Origin of the sequence: Vibrio sp. 1180_3, assembly GCF_029478545.1 — a bacterium.
GTDB classification, from domain to species: domain Bacteria; phylum Pseudomonadota; class Gammaproteobacteria; order Enterobacterales; family Vibrionaceae; genus Vibrio; species Vibrio aestuarianus.
Genome location: NZ_SJFM01000005.1, coordinates 101,239 through 122,877, shown reverse-complemented (window position 1 = coordinate 122,877; position 21,639 = coordinate 101,239). Strand labels below are relative to the sequence as shown.

The 21,639-nt window shown below is 41.8% G+C and carries 18 protein-coding genes and 1 pseudogene; 13 read left to right on the top strand and 6 right to left on the bottom strand.

Going from position 1 to position 21,639, the window contains the following annotated elements; all coding sequences use genetic code 11:
* The first annotated feature begins 55 nt into the window (after positions 1 to 55).
* The 6 genes from EYW48_RS05120 to EYW48_RS05095 all read left to right on the top strand — a co-directional run bounded on the left by EYW48_RS05120 (position 56) and on the right by EYW48_RS05095 (position 5,063).
* Positions 56 to 745, top strand: coding sequence for a DUF3334 family protein (locus EYW48_RS05120; protein ID WP_053309342.1), 690 nt, complete (start codon positions 56 to 58; stop codon positions 743 to 745).
* Positions 746 to 871: 126 nt separating this feature from the next.
* Positions 872 to 1,555, top strand: a complete 684-nt coding sequence (locus EYW48_RS05115; protein ID WP_053309341.1) for a DUF2786 domain-containing protein — start codon at positions 872 to 874, stop codon at positions 1,553 to 1,555.
* Positions 1,556 to 1,641: 86 nt separating this feature from the next.
* Positions 1,642 to 2,640, top strand: coding sequence for a J domain-containing protein (locus EYW48_RS05110; protein ID WP_277431962.1), 999 nt, complete (start codon positions 1,642 to 1,644; stop codon positions 2,638 to 2,640).
* Positions 2,641 to 2,805: 165 nt separating this feature from the next.
* On the top strand, positions 2,806 to 2,988 hold the full coding sequence (locus EYW48_RS05105; protein WP_080996297.1) for a hypothetical protein: 183 nt from the start codon (positions 2,806 to 2,808) through the stop codon (positions 2,986 to 2,988).
* 323 nt (positions 2,989 to 3,311) lie between these two features.
* Positions 3,312 to 3,710, top strand: a complete 399-nt coding sequence (locus EYW48_RS05100; protein ID WP_053309339.1) for a hypothetical protein — start codon at positions 3,312 to 3,314, stop codon at positions 3,708 to 3,710.
* 249 nt (positions 3,711 to 3,959) lie between these two features.
* Positions 3,960 to 5,063 (top strand): phosphoribosylaminoimidazolesuccinocarboxamide synthase, encoded by a 1,104-nt coding sequence (locus tag EYW48_RS05095; RefSeq protein WP_176312151.1) that lies wholly within the window; start codon positions 3,960 to 3,962, stop codon positions 5,061 to 5,063.
* Positions 5,064 to 5,129: 66 nt separating this feature from the next.
* Here EYW48_RS05095 and EYW48_RS05090 read toward each other — a convergent pair whose 3' ends face one another.
* Together EYW48_RS05090 and EYW48_RS05085 are read right to left on the bottom strand one after the other, a co-directional pair.
* Positions 5,130 to 5,507: a hypothetical protein gene (locus EYW48_RS05090; protein ID WP_053309337.1), complete on the bottom strand. Its 378-nt coding sequence runs from the start codon at positions 5,505 to 5,507 to the stop codon at positions 5,130 to 5,132.
* 203 nt (positions 5,508 to 5,710) lie between these two features.
* Entirely contained in the window at positions 5,711 to 8,059 is a 2,349-nt protein-coding gene (locus EYW48_RS05085) for a helicase-related protein (protein ID WP_277431961.1), read from the bottom strand.
* 187 nt (positions 8,060 to 8,246) lie between these two features.
* On the opposite strand from EYW48_RS05085, the gene EYW48_RS05080 reads away from it, so the two are divergent.
* The 3 genes from EYW48_RS05080 to EYW48_RS05070 all read left to right on the top strand — a co-directional run bounded on the left by EYW48_RS05080 (position 8,247) and on the right by EYW48_RS05070 (position 11,166).
* On the top strand, positions 8,247 to 9,935 hold the full coding sequence (locus EYW48_RS05080; protein WP_053309335.1) for an NAD-dependent malic enzyme: 1,689 nt from the start codon (positions 8,247 to 8,249) through the stop codon (positions 9,933 to 9,935).
* A gap of 173 nt (positions 9,936 to 10,108) precedes the next feature.
* Positions 10,109 to 10,438, top strand: coding sequence for a DUF3392 domain-containing protein (locus EYW48_RS05075; protein ID WP_171979661.1), 330 nt, complete (start codon positions 10,109 to 10,111; stop codon positions 10,436 to 10,438).
* The gene (locus tag EYW48_RS05070) at positions 10,411 to 11,166 is read left to right on the top strand and encodes an ElyC/SanA/YdcF family protein (protein ID WP_277431960.1); all 756 of its coding nucleotides are present in this window, start codon (positions 10,411 to 10,413) and stop codon (positions 11,164 to 11,166) included. The genes EYW48_RS05075 and EYW48_RS05070 overlap by 28 nt, the downstream gene beginning before the upstream one ends.
* On the opposite strand, the gene EYW48_RS05065 is transcribed toward EYW48_RS05070, so the two are convergent.
* A complete protein-coding gene (locus EYW48_RS05065; RefSeq protein ID WP_274681440.1) occupies positions 11,163 to 12,482 on the bottom strand; it encodes a GGDEF domain-containing protein in 1,320 nt (439 codons plus the stop codon). The two genes, EYW48_RS05070 and EYW48_RS05065, sit on opposite strands and share 4 nt — an antisense overlap.
* A 287-nt stretch (positions 12,483 to 12,769) precedes the next feature.
* On the opposite strand from EYW48_RS05065, the gene EYW48_RS05060 reads away from it, so the two are divergent.
* Positions 12,770 to 13,594 (top strand): DUF2797 domain-containing protein, encoded by an 825-nt coding sequence (locus EYW48_RS05060; protein WP_277431959.1) that lies wholly within the window; start codon positions 12,770 to 12,772, stop codon positions 13,592 to 13,594.
* Between the two features lie 54 nt (positions 13,595 to 13,648).
* Here EYW48_RS05060 and EYW48_RS05055 read toward each other — a convergent pair whose 3' ends face one another.
* From EYW48_RS05055 to EYW48_RS05045, 3 genes and pseudogenes are all read right to left on the bottom strand, one after another.
* Entirely contained in the window at positions 13,649 to 14,878 is a 1,230-nt protein-coding gene (locus EYW48_RS05055; RefSeq protein ID WP_176312144.1) for a cysteine desulfurase-like protein, read from the bottom strand.
* Positions 14,862 to 15,518 (bottom strand): 2OG-Fe dioxygenase family protein, encoded by a 657-nt coding sequence (locus tag EYW48_RS05050; protein WP_171981248.1) that lies wholly within the window; start codon positions 15,516 to 15,518, stop codon positions 14,862 to 14,864. Before EYW48_RS05050 ends, EYW48_RS05055 begins: the two co-directional genes overlap by 17 nt.
* A 438-nt stretch (positions 15,519 to 15,956) precedes the next feature.
* Positions 15,957 to 16,604 (bottom strand): annotated as a pseudogene (locus EYW48_RS05045) (MarC family protein).
* A gap of 379 nt (positions 16,605 to 16,983) precedes the next feature.
* On the opposite strand from EYW48_RS05045, the gene trxB reads away from it, so the two are divergent.
* From trxB to cydC, 3 genes are all read left to right on the top strand, one after another.
* Positions 16,984 to 17,943: a thioredoxin-disulfide reductase gene (gene trxB / locus EYW48_RS05040; RefSeq protein WP_053309327.1), complete on the top strand. Its 960-nt coding sequence runs from the start codon at positions 16,984 to 16,986 to the stop codon at positions 17,941 to 17,943.
* A 120-nt stretch (positions 17,944 to 18,063) separates the two neighbouring features.
* On the top strand, positions 18,064 to 19,851 hold the full coding sequence (gene cydD / locus EYW48_RS05035; protein WP_277431958.1) for a cysteine/glutathione ABC transporter permease/ATP-binding protein CydD: 1,788 nt from the start codon (positions 18,064 to 18,066) through the stop codon (positions 19,849 to 19,851).
* Positions 19,844 to 21,565, top strand: coding sequence for a cysteine/glutathione ABC transporter ATP-binding protein/permease CydC (gene cydC / locus EYW48_RS05030; RefSeq protein ID WP_277431957.1), 1,722 nt, complete (start codon positions 19,844 to 19,846; stop codon positions 21,563 to 21,565). The genes cydD and cydC overlap by 8 nt, the downstream gene beginning before the upstream one ends.
* The last annotated feature ends 74 nt before the right edge of the window (positions 21,566 to 21,639 follow it).

The following is a 21,639-nucleotide window of genomic DNA, read 5'->3' as shown; positions in this document are numbered from 1 at the left end:
CTTATTGGATTCAATATCAGCCTTTTTTAAGCCATTGCACATTACGGATATAAGAATGAAAAAAAATAAAATTGTTACGACCGAAGACATCTTGTTGAAACTTTGCCAATCTGTATCGGGCGTACTCAGCTCAGCGACAGCAACCAATGTCGCCTACTCAGCCATGGTGCAAAAAATCAACAAGACATCACTAAAGCCCGATTTCGGTTGTTTTGTACTGTTTGATGGGGGGTTCTCTGGACTGGTGGTGATTAACTTTACAGCTAAAGCAGCATTAGAAATATACACCAGCTATATGCGCAATATGGGGATGCCAGAGGAAGAACTTGCGGTATTACACACTTCCGATGAAGTGGGTGACGTGCTTGGTGAATTGATGAACCAACTCGTGGGTGATTTCACCAACAAAATCCGTAAAGAACTGCAAACTAACATCACTCAAAACCAACCCAAAATGCTGTCGTTAAATAAACAGGTTATTTTGTCTGTTGATACGAATTTAGACCGACCTCAAGCCCGCCGAGTAACCTTCTCGACAGAAAATAACAATATTTTCTATCTTGAGTTAGCGATGGATAAAACAGAGTTTATCCAACTTGAAGAGTTTGAGATCCAAGAAGATGAAAGCCCTGATTCCATTTTAGAAGCGACTCAACAAAAACTTTCAGAGAAAGCAAAACGCGACGAACAACAAAATAGTAATACAGATATTACCACTGACTTACTTGATGAACTGGGGATTTAACGCCCTTTAATCGCTACTCTCGCTGCCTAAAACTAGGCAGCGACTTCTGCTTGGCTTTCACTTCCCACTTAAAACCGCTAAAATGCCGAACTTTTCTAAAAGTTGAAGCACTGTATTTGCAAATTGATGGATAAACAAAAAGCCTTAAAGAAAATCGCTAAATGCCTTGAGCTTGGTAATTCCGCTAATGTGAATGAGGCGGCTAATGCCATCAAAATGGCTCACCGCCTCATGCTCAAGTATGGACTTGATAAAGATGATATTGAATTTATCAAGATGGGCAAAACCCAATCCACTCACTTATTGCCTACTTCTATTGGCTCTTCATTGCTACGTGTCATTCGTGGTATTAACACCAAGTTTGGCGTTGAAGCGGTACTGCTGAACCATAAAGGTCTTAAGCGTGTCGAGTTTATTGGTGAGGCTGATCGCGCTATTTTTGCCGCTTTTGCTTTTGACATCATTTATCGTGAAATGAATGAGCACACAGGTCAATTTAGAAATAGTTTTGCAGGCAGTGGCACGTCTAACACAGAGGTCACTCGTCGCGTCAATTCGTTTGTATCGGGTTGGATAGAAGGAGCTCTCGAAAAGCTGCCAACCATTACCGCTGATGATGAATCGAATAATAAAATCAATAATTACATCGACAAAGAATTCAAGAACATTGATCGCGAAACCTTCAAACAGCAACTTAGAGATGCGATGAAAAATATCACCGCAGACTACGAAACGGGGCTCAAAAAAGGTCGCAAGATATCGGTGAGTCGCCCTATAGATGGCGCTCCAGTCCCCAAGAGACTCAAATAATCAGAAATACTTGTTGATGTTCTGTTTATCTGATGCAATTCAACTAAAGTGTGTATAGCCATAACCCGTAACTTGAAGGTGATAATTTGAGATTTGTCCTGAGTTTATGCCTATTAATCTCTTCATTTGTTATGGCTGATTCATTGACAGAACTGACCGCTCAAGCACAGCAGCAGAACCCGAATGCACAATATCAGTTAGCCTTGAGTTACCAACAAGGCAATGGTGTTGTGAAAAATCTGGACAATGCTTTTTATTGGTATCAACAAGCGGCGCATAATGATCACCCTCTGGCTAAACTCAAATTGGCCGATGCCTATCTCAAAGGTTTAGGAACGACCCAAAGTACCTCCCAAGCTATTTTCTGGCTAACCGATCTGGCAACCACTGGCAACATTGATGCTCAACTGCGACTTGCTCAGCTGTATGAAACACTGCCATCATCCCCATCGCCACTTGAACTTTCAGAAATTTGGTACCATGCTGCGGCAGCCGAAAATACTCAAGCTGAAGAAGGTTATGCTCGAGTGCTCGAGGAAAAATTTAATAAACAACGAGCCAAACAAATTTCATCTATTGAACAACTAAATAGTGCATTCACCACCACTTCTGAAGAAGAAGCATCAATAAGTTCAGCATCAACAACAAAACCGCAAGCCGATATCATGGCTGATTACTTATCATTGATTGTGCTAGCGATCATCTGCTTAGTCACTTGGTACATCTATCGATTTTTGATTAAAAGACACCGCGAAAATAAGAATCAAGCAAACAATAAATTACAAAAAGACAATCAATCCCAAGCTTTCGTCATCAAACAACAAAAGAGACAATTAGAAACCCTATTTAGAGAACTCAAAAGACTGCAACAGCTGCATGCAAACCAATCTCAAGATCAAAAACTGTTGCTGGCATGTACGCTATTTGGATTCAAACCCTCGGCTCTTCCCGATGAAAAAGCCATTAAGCTCCGTTATAAACAACTTTCAAAAATCTATCATCCTGATCTAAAAGGTTCTCAAGATGAAATGAAACGTTTGAATACTGCGTTAAAAATCATCCTGCGCAGTGTTAATAAAAAGTAAATTTTATTTCTGGATGTTTCATAGCTAACCTTCACCCTAATAAAATAAAGGTAATGCAATCGATCCCCATCTCAATTTTAGTAACAAATAGTTAACTTATCTGTTTTGAATATGGGATAATCTCGCGTGAGAATTGCACCTAAATAGTCTAGGTGGGGAGATAAAATGTTTACGATTGAAGGTATCTGCGATTGGTGTAAACAACCAAAGCTACTAACTAAACACAACTATATTGATGGGAAATCGCACAACTCATGTGAAAACTGTAATGAGTTTGCAAGAATGGACGTAAGACAATTTAATATTGCAGAACAAGCAGTAAGAGAACGACAGTCACTTTCACAGTAAAGTCATATATGTTCGACAGAAAGGCGCCTTTTGGCGCTTTTTTGATTTATCCACGTAAGCTATCGAACTTCAATCCCGCGTAACTGATGGATATACAGGTATTACTACGGTCATCCTTAGTCTATCTAGATCACAAAACCTGTAATGTCGTTGTTTTTTTAAACAGCCAAAATTTTCAAAAAATTCAAACTAAATCAATAAATTAAAACAAAAACCATAATTAAATCGATCTTTTTTGCTGATAAAAACAACAAAAATAACTTGATCAAACCAACCTCTTAAAATACTGTATACACATACAGCATGTGTAAAAGGACAGTGTTATGTTTCAAGCAAATTTTAGATCACACACTCTAGTTAGACATCATCGGTATACTTCTTCACGTCCGCAAAAGGGTACTGTAGAGAACATGATGTCAACATTGGCTGGACTGTCTCAACAGCAACAACAGTGGATCTTATTTACCGCTGAATGCCCTCGTCCTCAATACCAACAATTTGCTTCCTTTAACATACATTGCGATAGAGTAATTCATATGAAACCTTCTCAATCTCTATCTGAGTTAGAGATTGTGATTAAAGCAATTCGATCAGGTAATGCTAGCGCCGTTATCGCCTCAAACGGCATCGAAACGGTTAACCAAGCATTATTGAAACAGTTGGCGGCAGAACATCAATGTGAAGTGTTTTTCGTTGAAGGCAGACATCCACAATTCCATTAATTAAGATCAACGTTTATACACTGTCTTTTGCCTTCCCTCTGGGAAGGTTTTTTTCATTATTTTTCTCCTTTATTTCTTTCTATAAACTCAAAATTCAATAAAGTAGCCAGATAAAAAGCAAACGATTGCTATTTATCTGGCAGCGAGCAATAGTTCTGGTATGATGCGCACAGTTAATCGATATCCATACCTGCTTTATGCTAGAGATATCTTCTCTGTATGACGTTTGAAAAAGATAGGAATGTCTAAATGAGCCTCGCTGATCAAGTTCTTGCCGTCAATGACGACCTCCCAATTCGCACTCACCAACCTGTTCACAGTGGTAAAGTCCGCTCCGTTTATTGGCTAACGGCAGAAGACAGCCGCCGTTTAATTCAAGAAAAAGGATACAACGTCGCACCAGATGCCCCTTTGGCAATTATGGTCATTAGCGACAGAATATCGGCCTTTGATTGTATTTGGCACGCTGAAGGTGACATCAAAGGTGTTCCCGGTAAAGGTGCAGCATTGAATGCGATATCAAACCATTGGTTTAAATTGTTTAAAGATAATGGCTTAGCTGATAGCCATATCCTAGATATCCCTCACCCTTTCGTGTGGATTGTTCAAAAAGCCAAACCAGTAAAAATTGAGGCTATTTGCCGCCAATACATTACTGGTTCAATGTGGCGTGCGTATGAGAAAGGCGAGCGTGAATTCTGTGGTATTCAGCTTCCGGAAGGGCTACAAAAAGATAAAGCCCTACCTGAAATGCTAATTACACCATCAACAAAAGGCATTTTAAAAGGCATACCGGGCGTACCTGAAGCTGACGATGTAAACATAACCCGCCGCAACATTGAAGAAAATTTTTCTGCCTTCAACTTCAACAGCGCTGACGATATTGCACTTTATGAGAAACTACTGAAGGAAGGTTTTGGCGTTATAAGTCAAGCACTTGCAAAGGTGGATCAAATATTCGTTGATACTAAATTTGAGTTTGGTTACGTGGCTGATACCAACGGTGTTGAAAAGCTGATTTATATGGATGAAGTCGGTACGCCAGATTCATCTCGTATTTGGGATAATAATGCTTACCAGCATGGGGAAATCGTTGAAAATTCCAAAGAAGGTTTCCGCCAATTCTTACTTAACTATTTTCCTGATCCCGATATCTTACTTAATAAAGAAAGAATGACTGAGCGTGAGGCACTCGCTCGTGATAATGCTTTACCTTTGGAAGCACTGATGGACATTTCAAAAACATACTTAGGAATTGCGGAAAAGATCATTGGTCGCCCTGTCGAACTTAGCAAAAATCCAAAACAAGAGATCATTGATATTTTAAGTACGCAATATGGCTTAATTAACTAGGTCGATAGGCTGGTATTTAAGACAACGGGGCTATACGCCCCGTTATTATATGTAGACATATACTATCTATAGCGTAATGACAAACTCATCTGGTTTGGTCGTTCGAATGAGTGTTTTGCTTTTACTCTCAATCGCCTGAATCTGCTCCGAGTCTAATGGATATGGCATCACTAAAGTTAGCTCATCGATCCCTTCTAGCTTCGCAAGTTTCACTAATGAAATGAGATTAGATTCATCACTACGACGTGGTGACAACGATTTTAGCGCCATTTCCCACAAGCGATCTTCTGGAGTCGATAATTCTTTAATGCTGTCTTTCCACATCATCCCAAAGATCGGCGCAAATGACGTCATCGCTTCAATAAAAGTCCATTTTTTATTACACGAAGCACCAAGAAATGTCGTGTAATCGAACACGGCACGATTTATTTCTTGTGTATTCATTTTGTCCTCCGACAAATTAGCAGCATACTGTACTCAATATCATATAAGCTTATCTATATAGCAATAGGATATAAAAAAATCGTCTTTTATGCCCAAACTTCCCGCGAAATAGCTATATAAAAATCAGTTATGTAACAAAACACAAACAGACTTTACGACATATGTGCCTGATTGATTAATATTTCAAACAGTGAAGGAAAACATCACCTTATATCGACAATACGACTCGCTTTTTTATATTGAATTCTAAAGCCTTGCCATCTTGGTAACTCCCAACGTTTAGGATCACCTTTTCGTAAACCACTTTTATACACAAGATAAATGAGCTTCTTAGCAACATGGTATTCAACGCTTAAGTTAAGATCACCTAGATAAAGCTCAAAGGGGTAAGTATTAGCAAAATCCTCATACTGCCAATATGGAATACCATCAAACTCAAAATCGTCGACATCAAATATCGATAGATCTTCTAAGCTGCTAACTTCTAATGTTTTAAGCTGATCTTTAAACCAACGATCAAAAGCCATGTTGTGGTGGGAAGTCTTTGTTTCATCCAAACCAAGCTCAACATATAAGCGCCAATGCGCAATCTCTGTCATCCGAGTCTGAGCTAAACCCGGTAGAATATCGCCATTTTTAACCGCTTCAACTAAGGGGATAATGGCAAACTCACCACAAGCTTCAACCTGTCGACTTACAATTTTGCGTCCCGCGTAGATCAGATTCAAACGAGTATTGAGTTTGCCATTCTCATAAATAACATCATCTTGCTGCCACTCTCCCAAATTAAGTTCATCAATTATCGCCAGATTAATTGGCATCATTACTGTCGCTAAGGTCAGCGTTTGCTTAACGCCTCGCCCGGCCAAACTGTGTTGGTCTAATACCAATGCTGCTTGACACTCTTGGCTAAAACGGCTGTTTCTTGCTGGCATAACTTCCATTTGGCCATTACCAAGCGCATCTCGACGTTTTTCTCGACGAACAAAAACGAGTTCAGGGTGTAAACGAGCGATTTCTTTTGCCAAACTAGATCTTTGATAACGGGAGGCAACGTCTAGGTGGGGCAACACGAAGATTGCTCTCATTTGTGCTGAAAGTCCCTTTGCTTCCTTAAGAACCTGTTGATCAACCGTTACCCCGCTAAAAGTTTCTCCACGAACTATTCGGATCAATAATTGCCCATCGCACTGACAAGGTTCTTGCTGTACTAAGGAATCTAATGCCTCCTCATTACTGGATAACGAATAGAGTGAAGCAGAGACCGAAAGGGCAGCGGTTAAATCAACCATCGCTTCTTTCAATGCTTTTGAAGGCATTCGCGTGACTAAATCGGCATATAAGCTGTCAATAGGAAGTGGCGCGAGTTGTAAGCCATGCTCTGTAACTTGGCCATCTTCATCAATGGCGTCCATCTGGCGCAATATCGTCAGTGCACTCTTTAGTGCTTTTTCTGGCAGCGGTTCTAGAAACGTTAATCTCGGCAGTGGATAACCACAACTCGCGCTCGCAAGCATAGCTTCAACCAATTCCTCGCGTTGTAGCTCTGGTGGCGTGACATTAGCAAGCGCGGCATGTTGACCATATAGCCGCACTGCGGTTCCATCCATCACACGCCCTGCCCGTCCCGAGCGCTGATTGGCACTAGCTTTAGAAATATGCTTTAAACTTAAAGTGGTACGACCGTTGCGTTGCTCAGTTCTGCGCTCTAAGCCACTATCAATAACAACTGTCACATTAGGAATAGTGAGTGAGGTTTCCGCTACATTGGTAGCAAGAATGACTTTTTGTTGCGGTTGGATCGTTAACGCAAGCTCACGTTCATGCTCTGACACCGACGCATGAAGTGCCAGCACCAGTAAATCTTCGATGTTAGATAATGCCTGTTGGCATTGCTGAATTTCTTTACGACCAGGGAGAAAAACTAGGATATCACCTTGAGTTGCTCCATAAGCACTAACGACCTCCGCCTTCACTCGCTGCTCTAAATGTCTTGCATCTGGAAGCTGGCGGCTGTCATTGGCACGGTAGTTAACAGCCACGTTAAACTTTCGACCTTGCGCCACTAACCGCTTACCACGAATATAACGTGCCAGCTTATCTCCTTCAATCGTTGCTGAAGTTAAAACAATACGATGTGTTTGCTGCTGATTAAGCAATGCAACTAATAGATCGGTATCCCAGCGGCGTTCATGAAATTCATCAACCATGACCACCTTGAAATCATGCAATTTATTTTCAGCAAACCAACGTAAAGCCACACCAGGTGTTACGAATACAACTTGTGTATTGGCATCGAAATACTGCTCTAACTTGATCGCATAACCTATCGTTTTACCTACAGGTTCATTATGTTCATTGGCCAGAAAACTTGCCAACGAGGTACAAGCGATACGCCTTGGTTCAATCACTAGTACCCTGCCTACATGTAATGACCACAAAGGCAAACGGGTCGACTTCCCTGATCCCGTTTCTGCTTCAACGACTAAATGCTGAATGAGTAGCTCAGATTTGAATGACTTTTCTAGCGTATCAATAGGTAAAAATTGCATGTAAATAAGAGTCTGAAGACATTTGTTGAGGATTATATACTCAAACAACTTGAAGTAGGTGCAAGATAACGTTTTGTCCCCTTTAGTTCAGTATTCTGCGTTATGTATCATGGCCCATCTATTTACAATATCATGAGTAAACCGTTATCATTTTCGAGTCTCCTCTCCACCCTATAATAGGCTTACAATGAATAACGACAAACGCCCTCTTTATATTCCCTATGCTGGCCCTGCTCTACTCAGTACCCCACTGCTCAATAAAGGCAGTGCATTTAGTGCTTCAGAGCGCAGATCGTTCAATTTAGAAGGGCTGCTTCCTGAAACAACGGAAACCATTCAAGAACAGGTGGTACGTGCCTATCAGCAGTACTGCAGTTTCGAAAGTGATATGGACAAGCATATCTACCTACGCAATATCCAAGATACCAATGAGACACTTTTCTACCGTTTGGTACAAAATCACATTACTGAGATGATGCCTATCATCTATACACCGACGGTTGGTGCCGCATGTGAAAATTTCTCGAATATTTATCGCCGTGGACGCGGTTTGTTCATCTCATTCCCAAATAGAGATCGTATCGATGACTTATTAAATAATGCCGCTAACCATAACGTGAAAGTCATCGTAGTGACCGATGGTGAACGCATTCTAGGTTTAGGTGACCAAGGCATTGGCGGCATGGGAATTCCGATCGGCAAACTGGCACTTTATACAGCATGTGGCGGTATTAGCCCAGCTTACACACTGCCGATTGTTCTTGATGCTGGCACCAACAACCCACAACGACTTGCAGATCCTATGTACATGGGGTGGCGTCATCCGCGAATTACTGGTGCAGAATATGACGCTTTTGTGGAGGAGTTCATTCAAGCGGTACAACGTCGTTGGCCTGATGCTTTGATCCAATTCGAAGATTTTGCACAGAAAAATGCCATGCCACTGCTTGAACGTTATAAAAACCGCATTTGTTGTTTCAATGATGATATCCAAGGCACCGCTGCAGTTACCGTCGGTTCATTATTGGCAGCTTGTAAAGCGGCAGGCAGTCAGCTATCAGAACAACGTATCGCCTTCTTAGGCGCAGGTTCTGCTGGTTGTGGTATTGCGGAAGCGATCATCGCGCAAATGGTTTCTGAAGGCATTTCAGATGCACAAGCGCGCTCTCAAGTTTACATGGTGGATCGCTGGGGTCTATTACAGGAAGGGATGCCTAACTTACTCGACTTCCAACAACGTCTAGTACAAAAAAATACCGATACAAAAGATTGGGTGACTGAAGGCAGCGGCTTCTCACTTCACGATGTAATGCGTAATGGTAAACCAACCGTTTTGGTTGGCGTCTCTGGTGCCCCTGGTTTGTTCAGTGAAGAAGTGATCACTGAAATGCACAAACATTGCCCACGCCCGATCATTTTCCCATTGTCCAACCCAACCAGTCGCGTAGAAGCAACACCGAACGACATTATTCGTTGGACAAATGGCGAAGCCTTAGTTGCTACTGGCAGTCCGTTTGATCCTGTTCAGCACAATGGTAAAACCTACCCGATTGCGCAGTGCAATAATAGCTACATCTTCCCAGGCATCGGCTTAGGTGTGCTAGCGGTTAACGCTAGCCGCGTCACCGATGAAATGCTGATGGAATCCAGTCGTGCACTAGCCTTGTGCTCACCACTGGCACTAAACGGCCACGGCGCATTGCTTCCACCACTAGAAGCAATCCACTCAGTTTCTAAAAAAATCGCTTTCGCTGTCGCTAAAAAGGCAATTGAACAGGGTGTTGCTCTTGAAATCTCTGACGATGTATTAGAAAGTGCCATCGAGCAGCATTTCTGGCAACCGACCTATCGCCGTTATAAACGCACAGCGTTCTAACTGATAAGCAATTCGTTGCATTATCCAGTTGCAGGTTAGCGACAAGTAAACTACTGCCCCAATCACTAAACCAACGCTGTGATTGGGGTTAGCAAGCGCAACATGCCTCGCTACAACTTCAATGAGTAAGGGAAACGCACTGCCGAGCAAAACGCTAGCGGCTTTATTTGTGAATCAATATGATGAATTTTTTGGCCCCTGCAGGGCACTATATTGCTCCCTATCTGGGTGAGATTTCTACAGCCTTCATCGCCTGTTTATTGGTGATGCTAGGCTCGGATATCAACGCTTTTATACGTCGATTAATGCGCAATCAGCACTTTGTTGTACGTACATTGGCATTTATATTGATTAACGCCTTTGGTTACGGTTTGATCATTATCAAAGCAAGCCCTTACCTTGCTCAGACACTTTCAAAGTTAGAACAAGGCATGATGTTTAGCATTGTTATGTTATCTTTTACTGTTATCGGAATATGGGCGCAAAGGAACCGTCAAATTTAGTGTTAAACTCTTCCCTCTCACATAAACTCCAGCATTTTTGGAAAAAATATCTTTCCAAACCACTTCGTTATGCATCTGTTTTATTGATTTTGCTATGTGTAGGCGTTGTTGGTATCGATCGCTGGGTAAGCTGGCAAGCGTCTGAGCAAATTTTGACTGACCAGTCGCAAGTTGGTGAGTTCCAAGTCGCGGTTGTACTTGGAACCAGCAAATATTTGGGGAAAATACTCAATGAATATTATACCCACCGCGTAGAGGCGGCAATTTCTCTCTATGATCAAGGAAAAGTTAAAAACTTCTTACTGAGTGGCGACAATGCCCACCGTTCATACAATGAACCTTGGACAATGAAACGTGACTTATTACGAGCGGGAGTTCCAACTGAAAATATCTACTTGGACTATGCTGGTTTTCGAACCTTAGATTCCATCATACGAGCGAAGCGTATTTTTGAAACCGATAACTTCTTAATCATTTCTCAGCAATTTCATTGTGAGCGCGCGCTATTCATTTCGAACCACCATAACATTAACGCCCAATGTTTAGCCGTGTCTGGCCCGACCAATAGCTCTGGTTTTAAAGTGAGATTACGCGAGGTTTTTGCTCGAACAAAAGCTTTCTTAGATCTCTATATCATCCATACACAGCCAAGGTTTCTGGGGCCTAAAGAACCAATCATTATTGATGATTCCCACGCTGACGGAGCGCAATTCATCGATAACAACTAACTCGCTTCTCGTTGTACAAGCCCGTAGTTAATCTCAACACGATTACGCCCTTTGTTTTTTGCTTGATACAAAGCATCATCAGCTCTGGCAATCATTTCAGTGATACGTTCGTCCCCCATCATCGCAACACCAATACTGCACGTTAACTTATCACCATGAACCCAAAGGTGTGCTTCAACTCTGCGCCTTAATTTTTCAGCTCTAGCACAAGCTTCTTGGAGCGAAGTGTCAACGCAAAATACAATAAATTCTTCCCCACCCCACCGAACTAAGCGATCTTTTTCCGGAAGAATACTCATTGTTACCATGGCAAACTCTCGCAAAATATCGTCTCCGGTCGTGTGGCCATAGCTATCATTGACACGTTTAAAATGGTCAATATCGATGTACAACATACAAAATTGAGTATCAGACCAACGCACCTTGTGTGCGTACTCATTTAACCACTCTCGAATCCCATTGCGGTTTAACGCACCGGTCAAAGAGTCGCGATGGGCCATTTCGGCAAACTTAATATTTTGAGAACGAAGTGTACGGTTAATAATTTTTAAATGCTCTTGGCGCTGTAGTGCAAGTTGGGCCTCATGCCGACTTTTTCGCATCTCATTGAGTGAAATAGATAAACCAACCAACATCCAAAAGCTCAATAAAAATAGAAATAGATGCTCGCCGTTAACATAAGCGCCGATAAACTCCACACTATTGACGTGCATCTCATAATGGCCGAGTTCACTTCCAGACCCTGTAGCAAACTCAATTTTATTCACATTACTAAATTCGGGCGCAGAATGTTCAATACCAATGCGGTTATCCACCAACCACCACGTCATGACTTGAAGGTTTTCCATCGGAATTTCAATCTCACCTTTATCCCCAAGTGAAAACTCTAACCCATTGTATTTATGTGTATATTCATTCTCAACGGTTGAATATTCATGATTAAAATTTCGCAGATAAAAACGTATCGCAGGAGGAGAGGCAGATTGACTGTACGTAAAATCAATACTCAACCTAACGGTGTGATAATCAGACAAATCCAAACCGACCCGAGGATCATCATTAGCGTGAATAGAAATCCCACAATAAGGCCACTGGTAGCTACTTGGTAACAAATCACAACTAAGATGTGCTTGCCCATTTTGAATACTTAGCTCAGATGTCGATAGCCCCCCATCAAACTGATCATTTGTTGGATGAAAAGAGTATTGAGAGGGTGTGATTTTTAGTATCTTTTGATCACCAATAGCAAGATATGTCACTACCATAATGACCGTTAAGAGCATCAATCCGACCAGAAACCTGGGGAAAGCCGTCATGTAATTACCCCCTAACAATGTTTACGCCACCTTCATTCCTTGAAGGTTAAACATTGTCTTTACTTTTTTTGCTCAATGAAAAAACAGTAACAATGTCTTGTTTTTAATACATTGGTGCCAAAATTTCTATGTTTAATTGACTTTTATCATTCCATTTTACGACCAACTTCAACAAACACTTATTTAGTTAACGCTTAATTAAAATCAATCATGGTGTAAAACAGCCCCGCCAAAGCCAACTATTTTTCTGTTAGAATGACTCAAACTAACAATAATGAGTATATGTCATGTCTCTCTTAGCGACAGGTACACTGAAGAAATTACATTCTAGCCTCAATGATCATGTTTATTATCAACTACCAGTGGGCGATAAACTGATTGGCCTCAATCAATTCATCGGCCAGTCATTAACACTCACTCACACGGGTAATATTTATTGTTGTTCATGCGGCAAAAAAACCAAGAAAAGTTATTCTCAAGGGCATTGTTTTGTCTGCATGAGAAAACTCGCTAGTTGCGATATGTGCATCATGAAACCTGAAACCTGTCACTATAATCAAGGAACTTGTCGTGAACCTGAATGGGCAGACAAAAACTGCATGGTTGACCACTATGTTTACCTATCTAATACCTCCAGTTTGAAAGTAGGGATCACCCGCCACACGCAAATTCCAACACGTTGGATTGATCAAGGTGCAACGCAAGGGTTACCAATATTCAAAGTGAAAACGCGTTATCTTTCAGGTTTGATTGAGGTAGAGCTTGCAAAACATATTGCTGATAAAACAAATTGGCGTGAATTACTGAAAGGTGATGGTGAGCCCATGACTCTTGAAACTAAATTTGCCCAGTTACTTCCTTTGATTGAGGACAAAATTGCGCAACTAAAAGTGCAATTCGGTGAAGATGCGATCCAAACTTTGGATGAGAATATAACTGCTATCAAATACCCGGTAGAACAACATCCGAAAAAAATAGCCTCACATAATTTTGATAAAAACCCTGTCGTATCCGGCGTTTTACAAGGCATCAAAGGTCAGTATTTGCTGTTTGACACCGGCGTAATCAACATTCGTAAATTCACCTCATATGAAGTTGAGGTTTCAAACTAACATTGCTTCTATTTAAAGAAAACCTCATTCGCTGAATGAGGTTTTTGACTCTCTTTAATCAAACGTTGATAACACAGCAAATAGTCGGTCTATTTCCTCTCGTGTGTTGTAATGCATAAAACCAATACGCACAACACCACCGCTTTCTTCCAGACCAAGCTGACGTACTAAACCTAGCGCATAAAAGTGCCCATTCCATACACAAATATTATGCTCACCCAAGGTTTTCGCTATGATCTCAGGATGATGATGTGCAAAGCGAATAGCAAAAGTTGGTGTGCGTAATTGGCTGTCAGCTTTATCAAAACCGTATAACGTAACTGACGTTAATGCCCGCAGTTTATATAAAAAATACTCGCTTAATTGACGCTCATGCTGATTATATTGCGCAAAACTCTCGACTAAACGCTGTCTGAGAGTACGGCGTGGATCGCCCCATTGAGCCAAATATTCCACCGCAGCAATAACGCCAGCTAACCCTTCAAAACTCTGCGTCCCGGTTTCAAAACGGCCAGGACCAATATTAGTGGCAGGCTCTACTTTGTAAGGTTTCAGCGCGTGTAACCAATGTGAGGAAATGTAGGCGATCCCTACATGTGGTCCAAAAAACTTATATGCTGAACATGCAAGAAAATCGCAGCCTAAAGCCTGAACATCAATCAAATGGTGAGGAGCGTAATGAACGGCGTCAACATAAACCATTGCTCCCACTTGATGCGCAGCGTCAATAACGCGCTTTACATCGACTATCGAGCCTGTCGTGTTTGATGCATAAGTGATCGCAACTAATTTAGTTTTACTATTTAGCAGCGAAAGTAGATGGTCGATATCCAGCGAGCAATCACCTTCATCAACTTTGGCCTGATGAACGATAACTTGTTTATCTTGCGCGGCTTGTTGCCAACTAGAGACATTCGAGTAATGGTCTAAAGCGGTCACTATCACTTCATCATTAGGTTGCCAATCACGGCTAATGGCGCGGCTAAGCTGAAATGTCAGAGAGGTCATATTCGCACCAAAGACAATATTCCCCGATGATTCAGCATTAAGCAAAGCTTGTGCAGATTCACGTGCTTGCTGCATTAAATCTGTCGTGTTTCTACTAGAAAAAAAATGCCCACCTAAATTGGAATTAAAGTACCCCAAATATTGAGTCATTGATCTTAATACAGTGCGAGGAACTTGAGATCCACCGGGTCCATCTAAAAAACAGACTGGCTTGCCGTTATATTCTTGAGACAATGCATCAAACTGTGATCGAACCTTTTCAGGAGTGAAGGTCATTTTTACCACCCTTTGCCGTTAATACAAACACATCCATGTGACCTTCCTCACCATGTTCAATAGAACGAATTGGGCTGGCGTTGTGCCACAATTTACTGTCAGCAAGCATCGCAACTTCACCATTATCTAAAATCTTACGAAAGAAAGGAGCCTCATGACTGTCGTTATACAGCATGATTTCACCGCCCACGATGTTATGGCGATTTATGCCAACCAAAGCGATATGATCAAAACCATCTTGATGAACCCCTTCTGGAGCAACTTGTGTTTCATCATAAACCGCTGAAATGCGAATTTGGTGAATTTCAATTTCTTGCCCATTGGGCAATCCATTAGATTGAACGAACAGAGTACACACTTCATTCATTGCTGGGCTTTGTAGTGTTGAGGGCAAAATAGGATCAAAATGGCGAATCACGTTGCCTTGAAAATGATTGATTTGATCCGTTTGCATAAAATCGTGCTTATCCAGTGCTTCAACTTTTCCATCAATCAATCGAACCACCGAATAACGACGTAAACGGTATTGTCCGTCCGCATGTTCTGTATGAGGCAGTTGAGCAAACGATGGCGCTAATTGTTGAATCGCCTCTTGGCTCAATCGAGTAATATGTAGGGTGTTTTCGTGTGCGTTTAACATCATCGACTCCTTAATGAAAGCACATACTTCCAATCTTTATTTAACAATAAATTTACATAAAGGATACGTTGAAATATTACAAATTCAAGATATAGCGAACATTAACTCCGACAACTTAGTCAAATAAAAAATATAAAACCAAAAAACCACTATATATTGGCCATAAAAACCAAAAAGACAGTATTCACTATTGATTATTTAGACAAGGTCACTAGATTAAGATTTAAATAGATAAAAATCAGTCGGTTAATAACCATTTTAAATATGGAAAGTCTAAAACTAAAATGAAGAAGGCATGGTGCAGAGCATTGACACGGAAACAGTATAATGAACAGAAACGCTCCCTAGCAACTTGACGTTACCAGAGTACGGACTGAGCGTTCATTGCCCATCAACACAATATATCTATGTTGATGGGGATTCACTCATTCAAATAAATTAAAAACCTAAAGATTGGTAAGCTTGATGGATTCCTTCGATCAACATTTGAGTACCAATAACAGCCAGTATCAAACCCATCATTCGTGTTACTACGTTGAGTGCACTTGGTCCAATCGCTTTAACAAAGCGTTCACCAAACAAGAAAAGTATACAGGTTAATGCACACAATAATCCGAAAGCGATAATAGTGACAACGGTTTCAGCAACGCCTCCTTCAGTTGCGAAGTTCATCGCTGTCGCAATAGTGCCAGGGCCTGCCAAAATAGGCATAGCCAAAGGTGAAACGGCGATCCCTAGTGCGACATCTTTATCTTTCTGCACCGCTTCTCCGGCCTTTTATTCATCATGATTTGGTGAAGATTCACCTTGTAGCATACGATAGCCGATCAAAAATACGATCGCTCCACCAGTAATGCGCAACGCATACAAAGTGATACCAAACATATCAAAAATGATTTTTCCTGATATCGCAAAAATCGACACAATAATGAATGCAATAAACACCGATCTAAATGCTATCGATTTAACGGTACCTCTATCGTCGCCACTGGTTAGCCCAAGAAATATCGGTGTATTTGCTATCGGATTCATGATGGCAAAAAAGCCCATGAACACTGTAATAATGTGGATAATTAGCTCTTTCATTGGCAACCTTTTAAATAAGCGTTAAAAGTTAATTTGATGTGCCAAACTAGAAAGCCGAACATTTCAGAACAAATTCTAATTTTTAGTATCAAATACAAATAAGAAAAGACAAGTATAAGCGCCACCATGCATATGTCTACCGAATACCCTTAGTCTAGGTACGAAGACCACTGTGTAAGTTCTTTCCCTAAGATTAGTTTGTACAATACCTTGAGCTTTTTGGTAAATCATTGCATCAGTAAGGTCATTAGACATTCCAAATGTCTCTAGGCATATAACTATTTATTTCTAAAAACCCTCTTGTTAATTCTTTTATTACCCATACATATTCCCTACAATCGAATCAAATTTTTCGAGCATCTTCGATACTGGAGCGCACATGAGCGACGTAAAACATTGCAAACTTCTTATTCTTGGTTCTGGTCCTGCAGGCTATACCGCAGCCGTTTATGCGGCTCGCGCTAACCTTAATCCAGTTCTCGTTACCGGTATGCAGCAAGGTGGCCAGTTAACGACCACTACAGAAGTTGAAAATTGGCCAGGAGACGCCGAAGGCCTCACGGGCCCTGCTTTAATGGAACGAATGAAAGAGCATGCCGAGCGCTTCGAAACTGAAATCATATTTGACCACATCAATGAAGTGAACTTATCACAACGCCCATTTCAGCTAAAAGGTGATAGCGCACAATACAGTTGTGATGCTCTTATTATCTCAACCGGTGCATCGGCGCGTTACCTAGGTTTAGACTCTGAGGAAGCCTTTAAAGGACGTGGCGTTTCAGCGTGTGCAACCTGTGATGGTTTCTTTTACCGTAACCAAAAGGTAGCGGTTATCGGTGGCGGTAATACTGCCGTAGAAGAAGCACTGTATCTGTCAAATATTGCAGCTGAAGTACATCTTATCCATCGTCGTGATTCATTCCGCGCAGAAAAGATCCTAATCAACCGCCTGATGGATAAGGTTGAAAACGGCAATATCATCCTTCATACCGACCGAACACTAGATGAAGTATTAGGCGATGATATGGGTGTAACTGGTGTTCGTTTGAAGCATACACAATCTGATGAAACGGAACAGCTTGATGTAATGGGGGCATTTATTGCTATTGGCCACCAACCAAATACTGAAATATTCAAAGGCCAACTTGAAATGAAAGATGGCTATATCGTTGTAAAATCAGGTCTTAACGGCAACGCCACACAAACCAGCATCGAAGGTGTTTTCGCCGCTGGTGATGTAATGGACCATAATTATCGTCAAGCCATTACCTCTGCAGGTACTGGCTGTATGGCCGCTCTTGATGCAGAACGTTATTTAGATGGCCTAAACAATAAGTAAACAAAAGGTTATTTTCCAGTTTTATAACAAAACCCTACAGCCCAGTGGTATATCCACTGGGCTTTCTTTTGTATACTAGCGTCCTTCCGTTTACATAATAATTATCATTAAGCCTTCGAAATGGATAAGAAAAAACAACGTAGCTTGAATAATTGGCTCAAACAGCAGAGTAAACTAGCAAAACGCTGGTTAATGATCGCTGTCAGCCTTGGCGTACTATCAAGTGTGTTTTTGCTGGCTCAGGCCGCACTCCTCGCCTCCATTCTGCATCAACTGATTATTGAACATGTCGATAAAGCAGATCTCATTCCCTATTTCCTTGGCTTAGTTGCTACTATCGCGATCCGAGCCGCTTGTGCTTGGGGACGTGAAATTGCCGGTTTTCGCTGCGGAGAACAGATCCGCATTTATATCCGTCAACTCATTTTAGATAAACTACGCGAACTTGGCCCTGCCTATATAAAAGGAAAGCCTGCTGGCTCATGGGCAACGTTATTGCTCGAACAAGTAGAGGATATGCAAGATTTCTTTGCTCGATATCTTCCGCAAATGTCACTGTCAGTACTGATTCCGTTCATTATCCTTATTGTGGTATTTCCCGTTAACTGGGCTGCTGGTTTAATTTTCCTCATCACCGCACCATTAGTGCCGATGTTTATGGCATTGGTTGGCATGAAAGCGGCGGACGCCAACCGCAAAAACTTTAAAGCACTGCAACGTTTGTCTGGGCATTTTTATGATCGCCTACAGTCAATGACAACGATCCGCTTGTTTGATCGCACCCAAGCAGAAACCGAGCAGCTCAGAGGTGCATCCGAAGTATTTCGTACTCGCACCATGGATGTCTTGAAGATTGCTTTTCTATCCTCAGCGGTATTGGAGTTTTTTACCTCAATTTCCATTGCTATTACTGCGGTCTATTTTGGCTTCAGCTTTATTGGTGAATTGAATTTCGGCTACTACGGAACCAGTATTACGCTCTTTTCGGGGCTATTTATCTTGATACTCGCACCAGAATTTTACCAACCACTGCGCGACTTAGGTACCTTCTACCATGCAAAACAACAAGCCGTTGGTGCTGCGGAAAGTATTGTCGAGTTTTTAGAAACCGACGTGAGTAAAGTAAAATCAGGCGATCACATTTTAGACGATGTAAAACATATAGAAATCACAGCTCGAGATCTCGAAGTGTTCAGCCCTGAAGGCAAAAGGCTGGTTGGCCCGCTTTCATTTACCCTTGATGACCAAACAACCACGGCGCTAGTTGGCCCAAGCGGTGCAGGAAAAACCAGCTTAATCAATGCAATTCTTGGCTTTATGCCCTATCAAGGAAGTTTAACTATCAATGGCATTGAACTGAGTCAAATTAATCACAGCAGTTGGCGTAAACAGATCAGTTGGGTCGGACAAAATCCGCTTCTATTACATGGGACCATTTACGAAAATATCACACTCGGTCAAAACGACTTAAGTGATGATAAGGTTCGAGCGGCCTTAGAGAATGCTTTCGCTGCTGAATTTGTAGATAAACACGGTCTTGAATACGCTATTACCGATCGCTCTGGCGGCTTGTCTGTCGGGCAAGCTCAACGTATAGCACTCACACGCGCTATGCTGCAAAACGGTAACTTTTGGTTGCTTGATGAACCGACAGCCAGTTTAGATGCGCGCAGTGAACAGTTAGTGATGAAAGGTTTAAATAGCCAAATTATCGATAAAACCGCATTGATGGTGACACACCAACTTGCACCGCTAAAGTCGGTACAACAAATCTTGGTGATGGATGATGGAAAGATTGTTCAAAGCGGTGATTACACCTCGCTCAGTCAACAAGCCGGGTTATTTGCCGATATGCTGTCAGCTAACCAAGCCTTAGATGAAAACAATAAGGGGAACCTTGATGCGTGAACTAATCCCTTATCTAAAACTGTATAAAAAACACTGGTTCGGCTTATCGCTGGGAATGCTTCTTGCCTTCTTAACCTTGTTTGCTTCTATTGGTCTATTAACTCTTTCGGGTTGGTTCTTATCCGCAGCAGCAATTGCAGGCTTAACCATTGCCCGAGAAACCTTTAATTACATGCTACCCGGCGCGTTTGTGCGAGGGTTCGCGATGGGCCGAACCGCAGGGCGTTGGGGAGAGCGAGTCGTAAGTCATAATGCAACTTTCAAACTGCTAACCGATCTACGTATTTTCTTTTTCCAAAAGCTTGCTCCACTTATCCCTGGGAAAGTATCTAATTTAAGAGATGCCGACCTACTCAACCGCTTAGTGGCAGATATTGATGCCATGGATCATGTCTATTTACGCTTGATCAGCCCCGTCACCGTCGGCATTTTTGGTATTACAGCCCTCACCGCTTTCCTATGTTGGTTTGACCTACAGTTAGGTTTAATACTCGGAGCAATTTTACTGACGCTGTTATTAGTCTGGCCTGTATTATTCTATAAATTGGGTAAACGCAATGGTGCAGAGTTAACGCAGCATAAAGCAGAACTACGCATTACGACATTGGATTGGCTGCAAGGTTATAGTGAGCTGACCTTATTTGGTGCAGAAAACCGTTACCGTGAAGCGATTCTTTCAGCACAGAATAAATTACTCGCCAACCAGTTTGCCAACGCCCATTTCTCGGGGCTTGCACAAGCTTTATTGATGCTGGCCAATGGCTGGACGTTAGTATTGATCATTTGGCTCGCCGCAGATGGCGTCGCAGGAAACCAACCCGATCCAATGATCGCTTTAGTCGCTTTTGCAACCATGGCAAGCTTTGAGCTGCTAATGCCAATAGCCGGTGCTTTCCAGCATTTAGGTCAGACTTTAACTTCAGCACGTCGTCTAAATGATGTCACTTTGGCAGATCCAGAAGTTCAATTTCCAACTAAAACTACTTCTCATAGCGGCCAATTTGATATTGAGTTTTCAAACCTAAACTTTCACTACCCTGATGGTGACCAAAGAGTATTAAACAATGTGAATTTGCATATTCCCGCAGGTCATCGTGTGGCAATTGTTGGCCAGACCGGTTCTGGGAAATCAACATTAATGCAACTGCTTTCTCGCTACTGGGATCCTCAGCAAGGTGAGATTGCGATTGCAGGTACACCACTTAAAAATTGGAATGAAAGTGATCTGAGAAAAGCCATCAGTGTCGTTAGCCAACGGGTTGACGTGCTTAATGGTACCTTGCGTGACAATTTAGCGATGGCCGATCCAACAGCCAATGATGAGCAACTAGCACATGCATTAACACAAGTCGGATTAACCAAACTACTTGAAGACCAGGGTTTAGATGCTTGGCTTGGTGAAGGTGGTCGTCAACTTTCTGGTGGTGAGAAGCGTCGTATCGGTATTGCTCGTGCATTTTTGCATAATGGTTCGATTCTGTTATTGGATGAACCGACAGAAGGTTTAGACAAACAAACGGAACAGCAAATCACCGCGTTATTTAAAAAATACTTTGCCAACAAGACCGTCATTTTCATTACCCATCGCTTAGTCGAGTTAGAATCAATGGATGCGATCTGTTTGATTGAACAAGGGGAGATTGTTGAATATGGCAGCCACCAAGCTTTATTAGCTCAGCAAGGTCGTTACTATCAACTCAATCAAAGTTTGTAAGGGTGAAGGCTTGGTGATCCAACAATCACCAAGTTCTGAAATAAGAAGACTTACGCTTTAATCAACAATCCCAA

Excerpts from the sequence above, each read along its gene's own strand:
- EYW48_RS05120 (WP_053309342.1), top strand. The coding sequence starts at position 56 with ATGAAAAAAAATAAAATTGTTACGACCGAAGACATCTTGTTGAAACTT.
- EYW48_RS05115 (WP_053309341.1), top strand. The coding sequence starts at position 872 with ATGGATAAACAAAAAGCCTTAAAGAAAATCGCTAAATGCCTTGAGCTT.
- EYW48_RS05105 (WP_080996297.1), top strand. The coding sequence starts at position 2,806 with ATGTTTACGATTGAAGGTATCTGCGATTGGTGTAAACAACCAAAGCTA.
- EYW48_RS05100 (WP_053309339.1), top strand. The coding sequence starts at position 3,312 with ATGTTTCAAGCAAATTTTAGATCACACACTCTAGTTAGACATCATCGG.
- EYW48_RS05095 (WP_176312151.1), top strand. The coding sequence starts at position 3,960 with ATGAGCCTCGCTGATCAAGTTCTTGCCGTCAATGACGACCTCCCAATT.
- EYW48_RS05090 (WP_053309337.1), bottom strand. The coding sequence starts at position 5,507 with ATGAATACACAAGAAATAAATCGTGCCGTGTTCGATTACACGACATTT.
- EYW48_RS05085 (WP_277431961.1), bottom strand. The coding sequence starts at position 8,059 with ATGCAATTTTTACCTATTGATACGCTAGAAAAGTCATTCAAATCTGAG.
- EYW48_RS05080 (WP_053309335.1), top strand. The coding sequence starts at position 8,247 with ATGAATAACGACAAACGCCCTCTTTATATTCCCTATGCTGGCCCTGCT.
- EYW48_RS05070 (WP_277431960.1), top strand. The coding sequence starts at position 10,411 with ATGGGCGCAAAGGAACCGTCAAATTTAGTGTTAAACTCTTCCCTCTCA.
- EYW48_RS05065 (WP_274681440.1), bottom strand. The coding sequence starts at position 12,482 with ATGACGGCTTTCCCCAGGTTTCTGGTCGGATTGATGCTCTTAACGGTC.
- EYW48_RS05060 (WP_277431959.1), top strand. The coding sequence starts at position 12,770 with ATGTCTCTCTTAGCGACAGGTACACTGAAGAAATTACATTCTAGCCTC.
- EYW48_RS05055 (WP_176312144.1), bottom strand. The coding sequence starts at position 14,878 with ATGACCTTCACTCCTGAAAAGGTTCGATCACAGTTTGATGCATTGTCT.
- EYW48_RS05050 (WP_171981248.1), bottom strand. The coding sequence starts at position 15,518 with ATGTTAAACGCACACGAAAACACCCTACATATTACTCGATTGAGCCAA.
- trxB (WP_053309327.1), top strand. The coding sequence starts at position 16,984 with ATGAGCGACGTAAAACATTGCAAACTTCTTATTCTTGGTTCTGGTCCT.
- cydD (WP_277431958.1), top strand. The coding sequence starts at position 18,064 with ATGGATAAGAAAAAACAACGTAGCTTGAATAATTGGCTCAAACAGCAG.
- cydC (WP_277431957.1), top strand. The coding sequence starts at position 19,844 with ATGCGTGAACTAATCCCTTATCTAAAACTGTATAAAAAACACTGGTTC.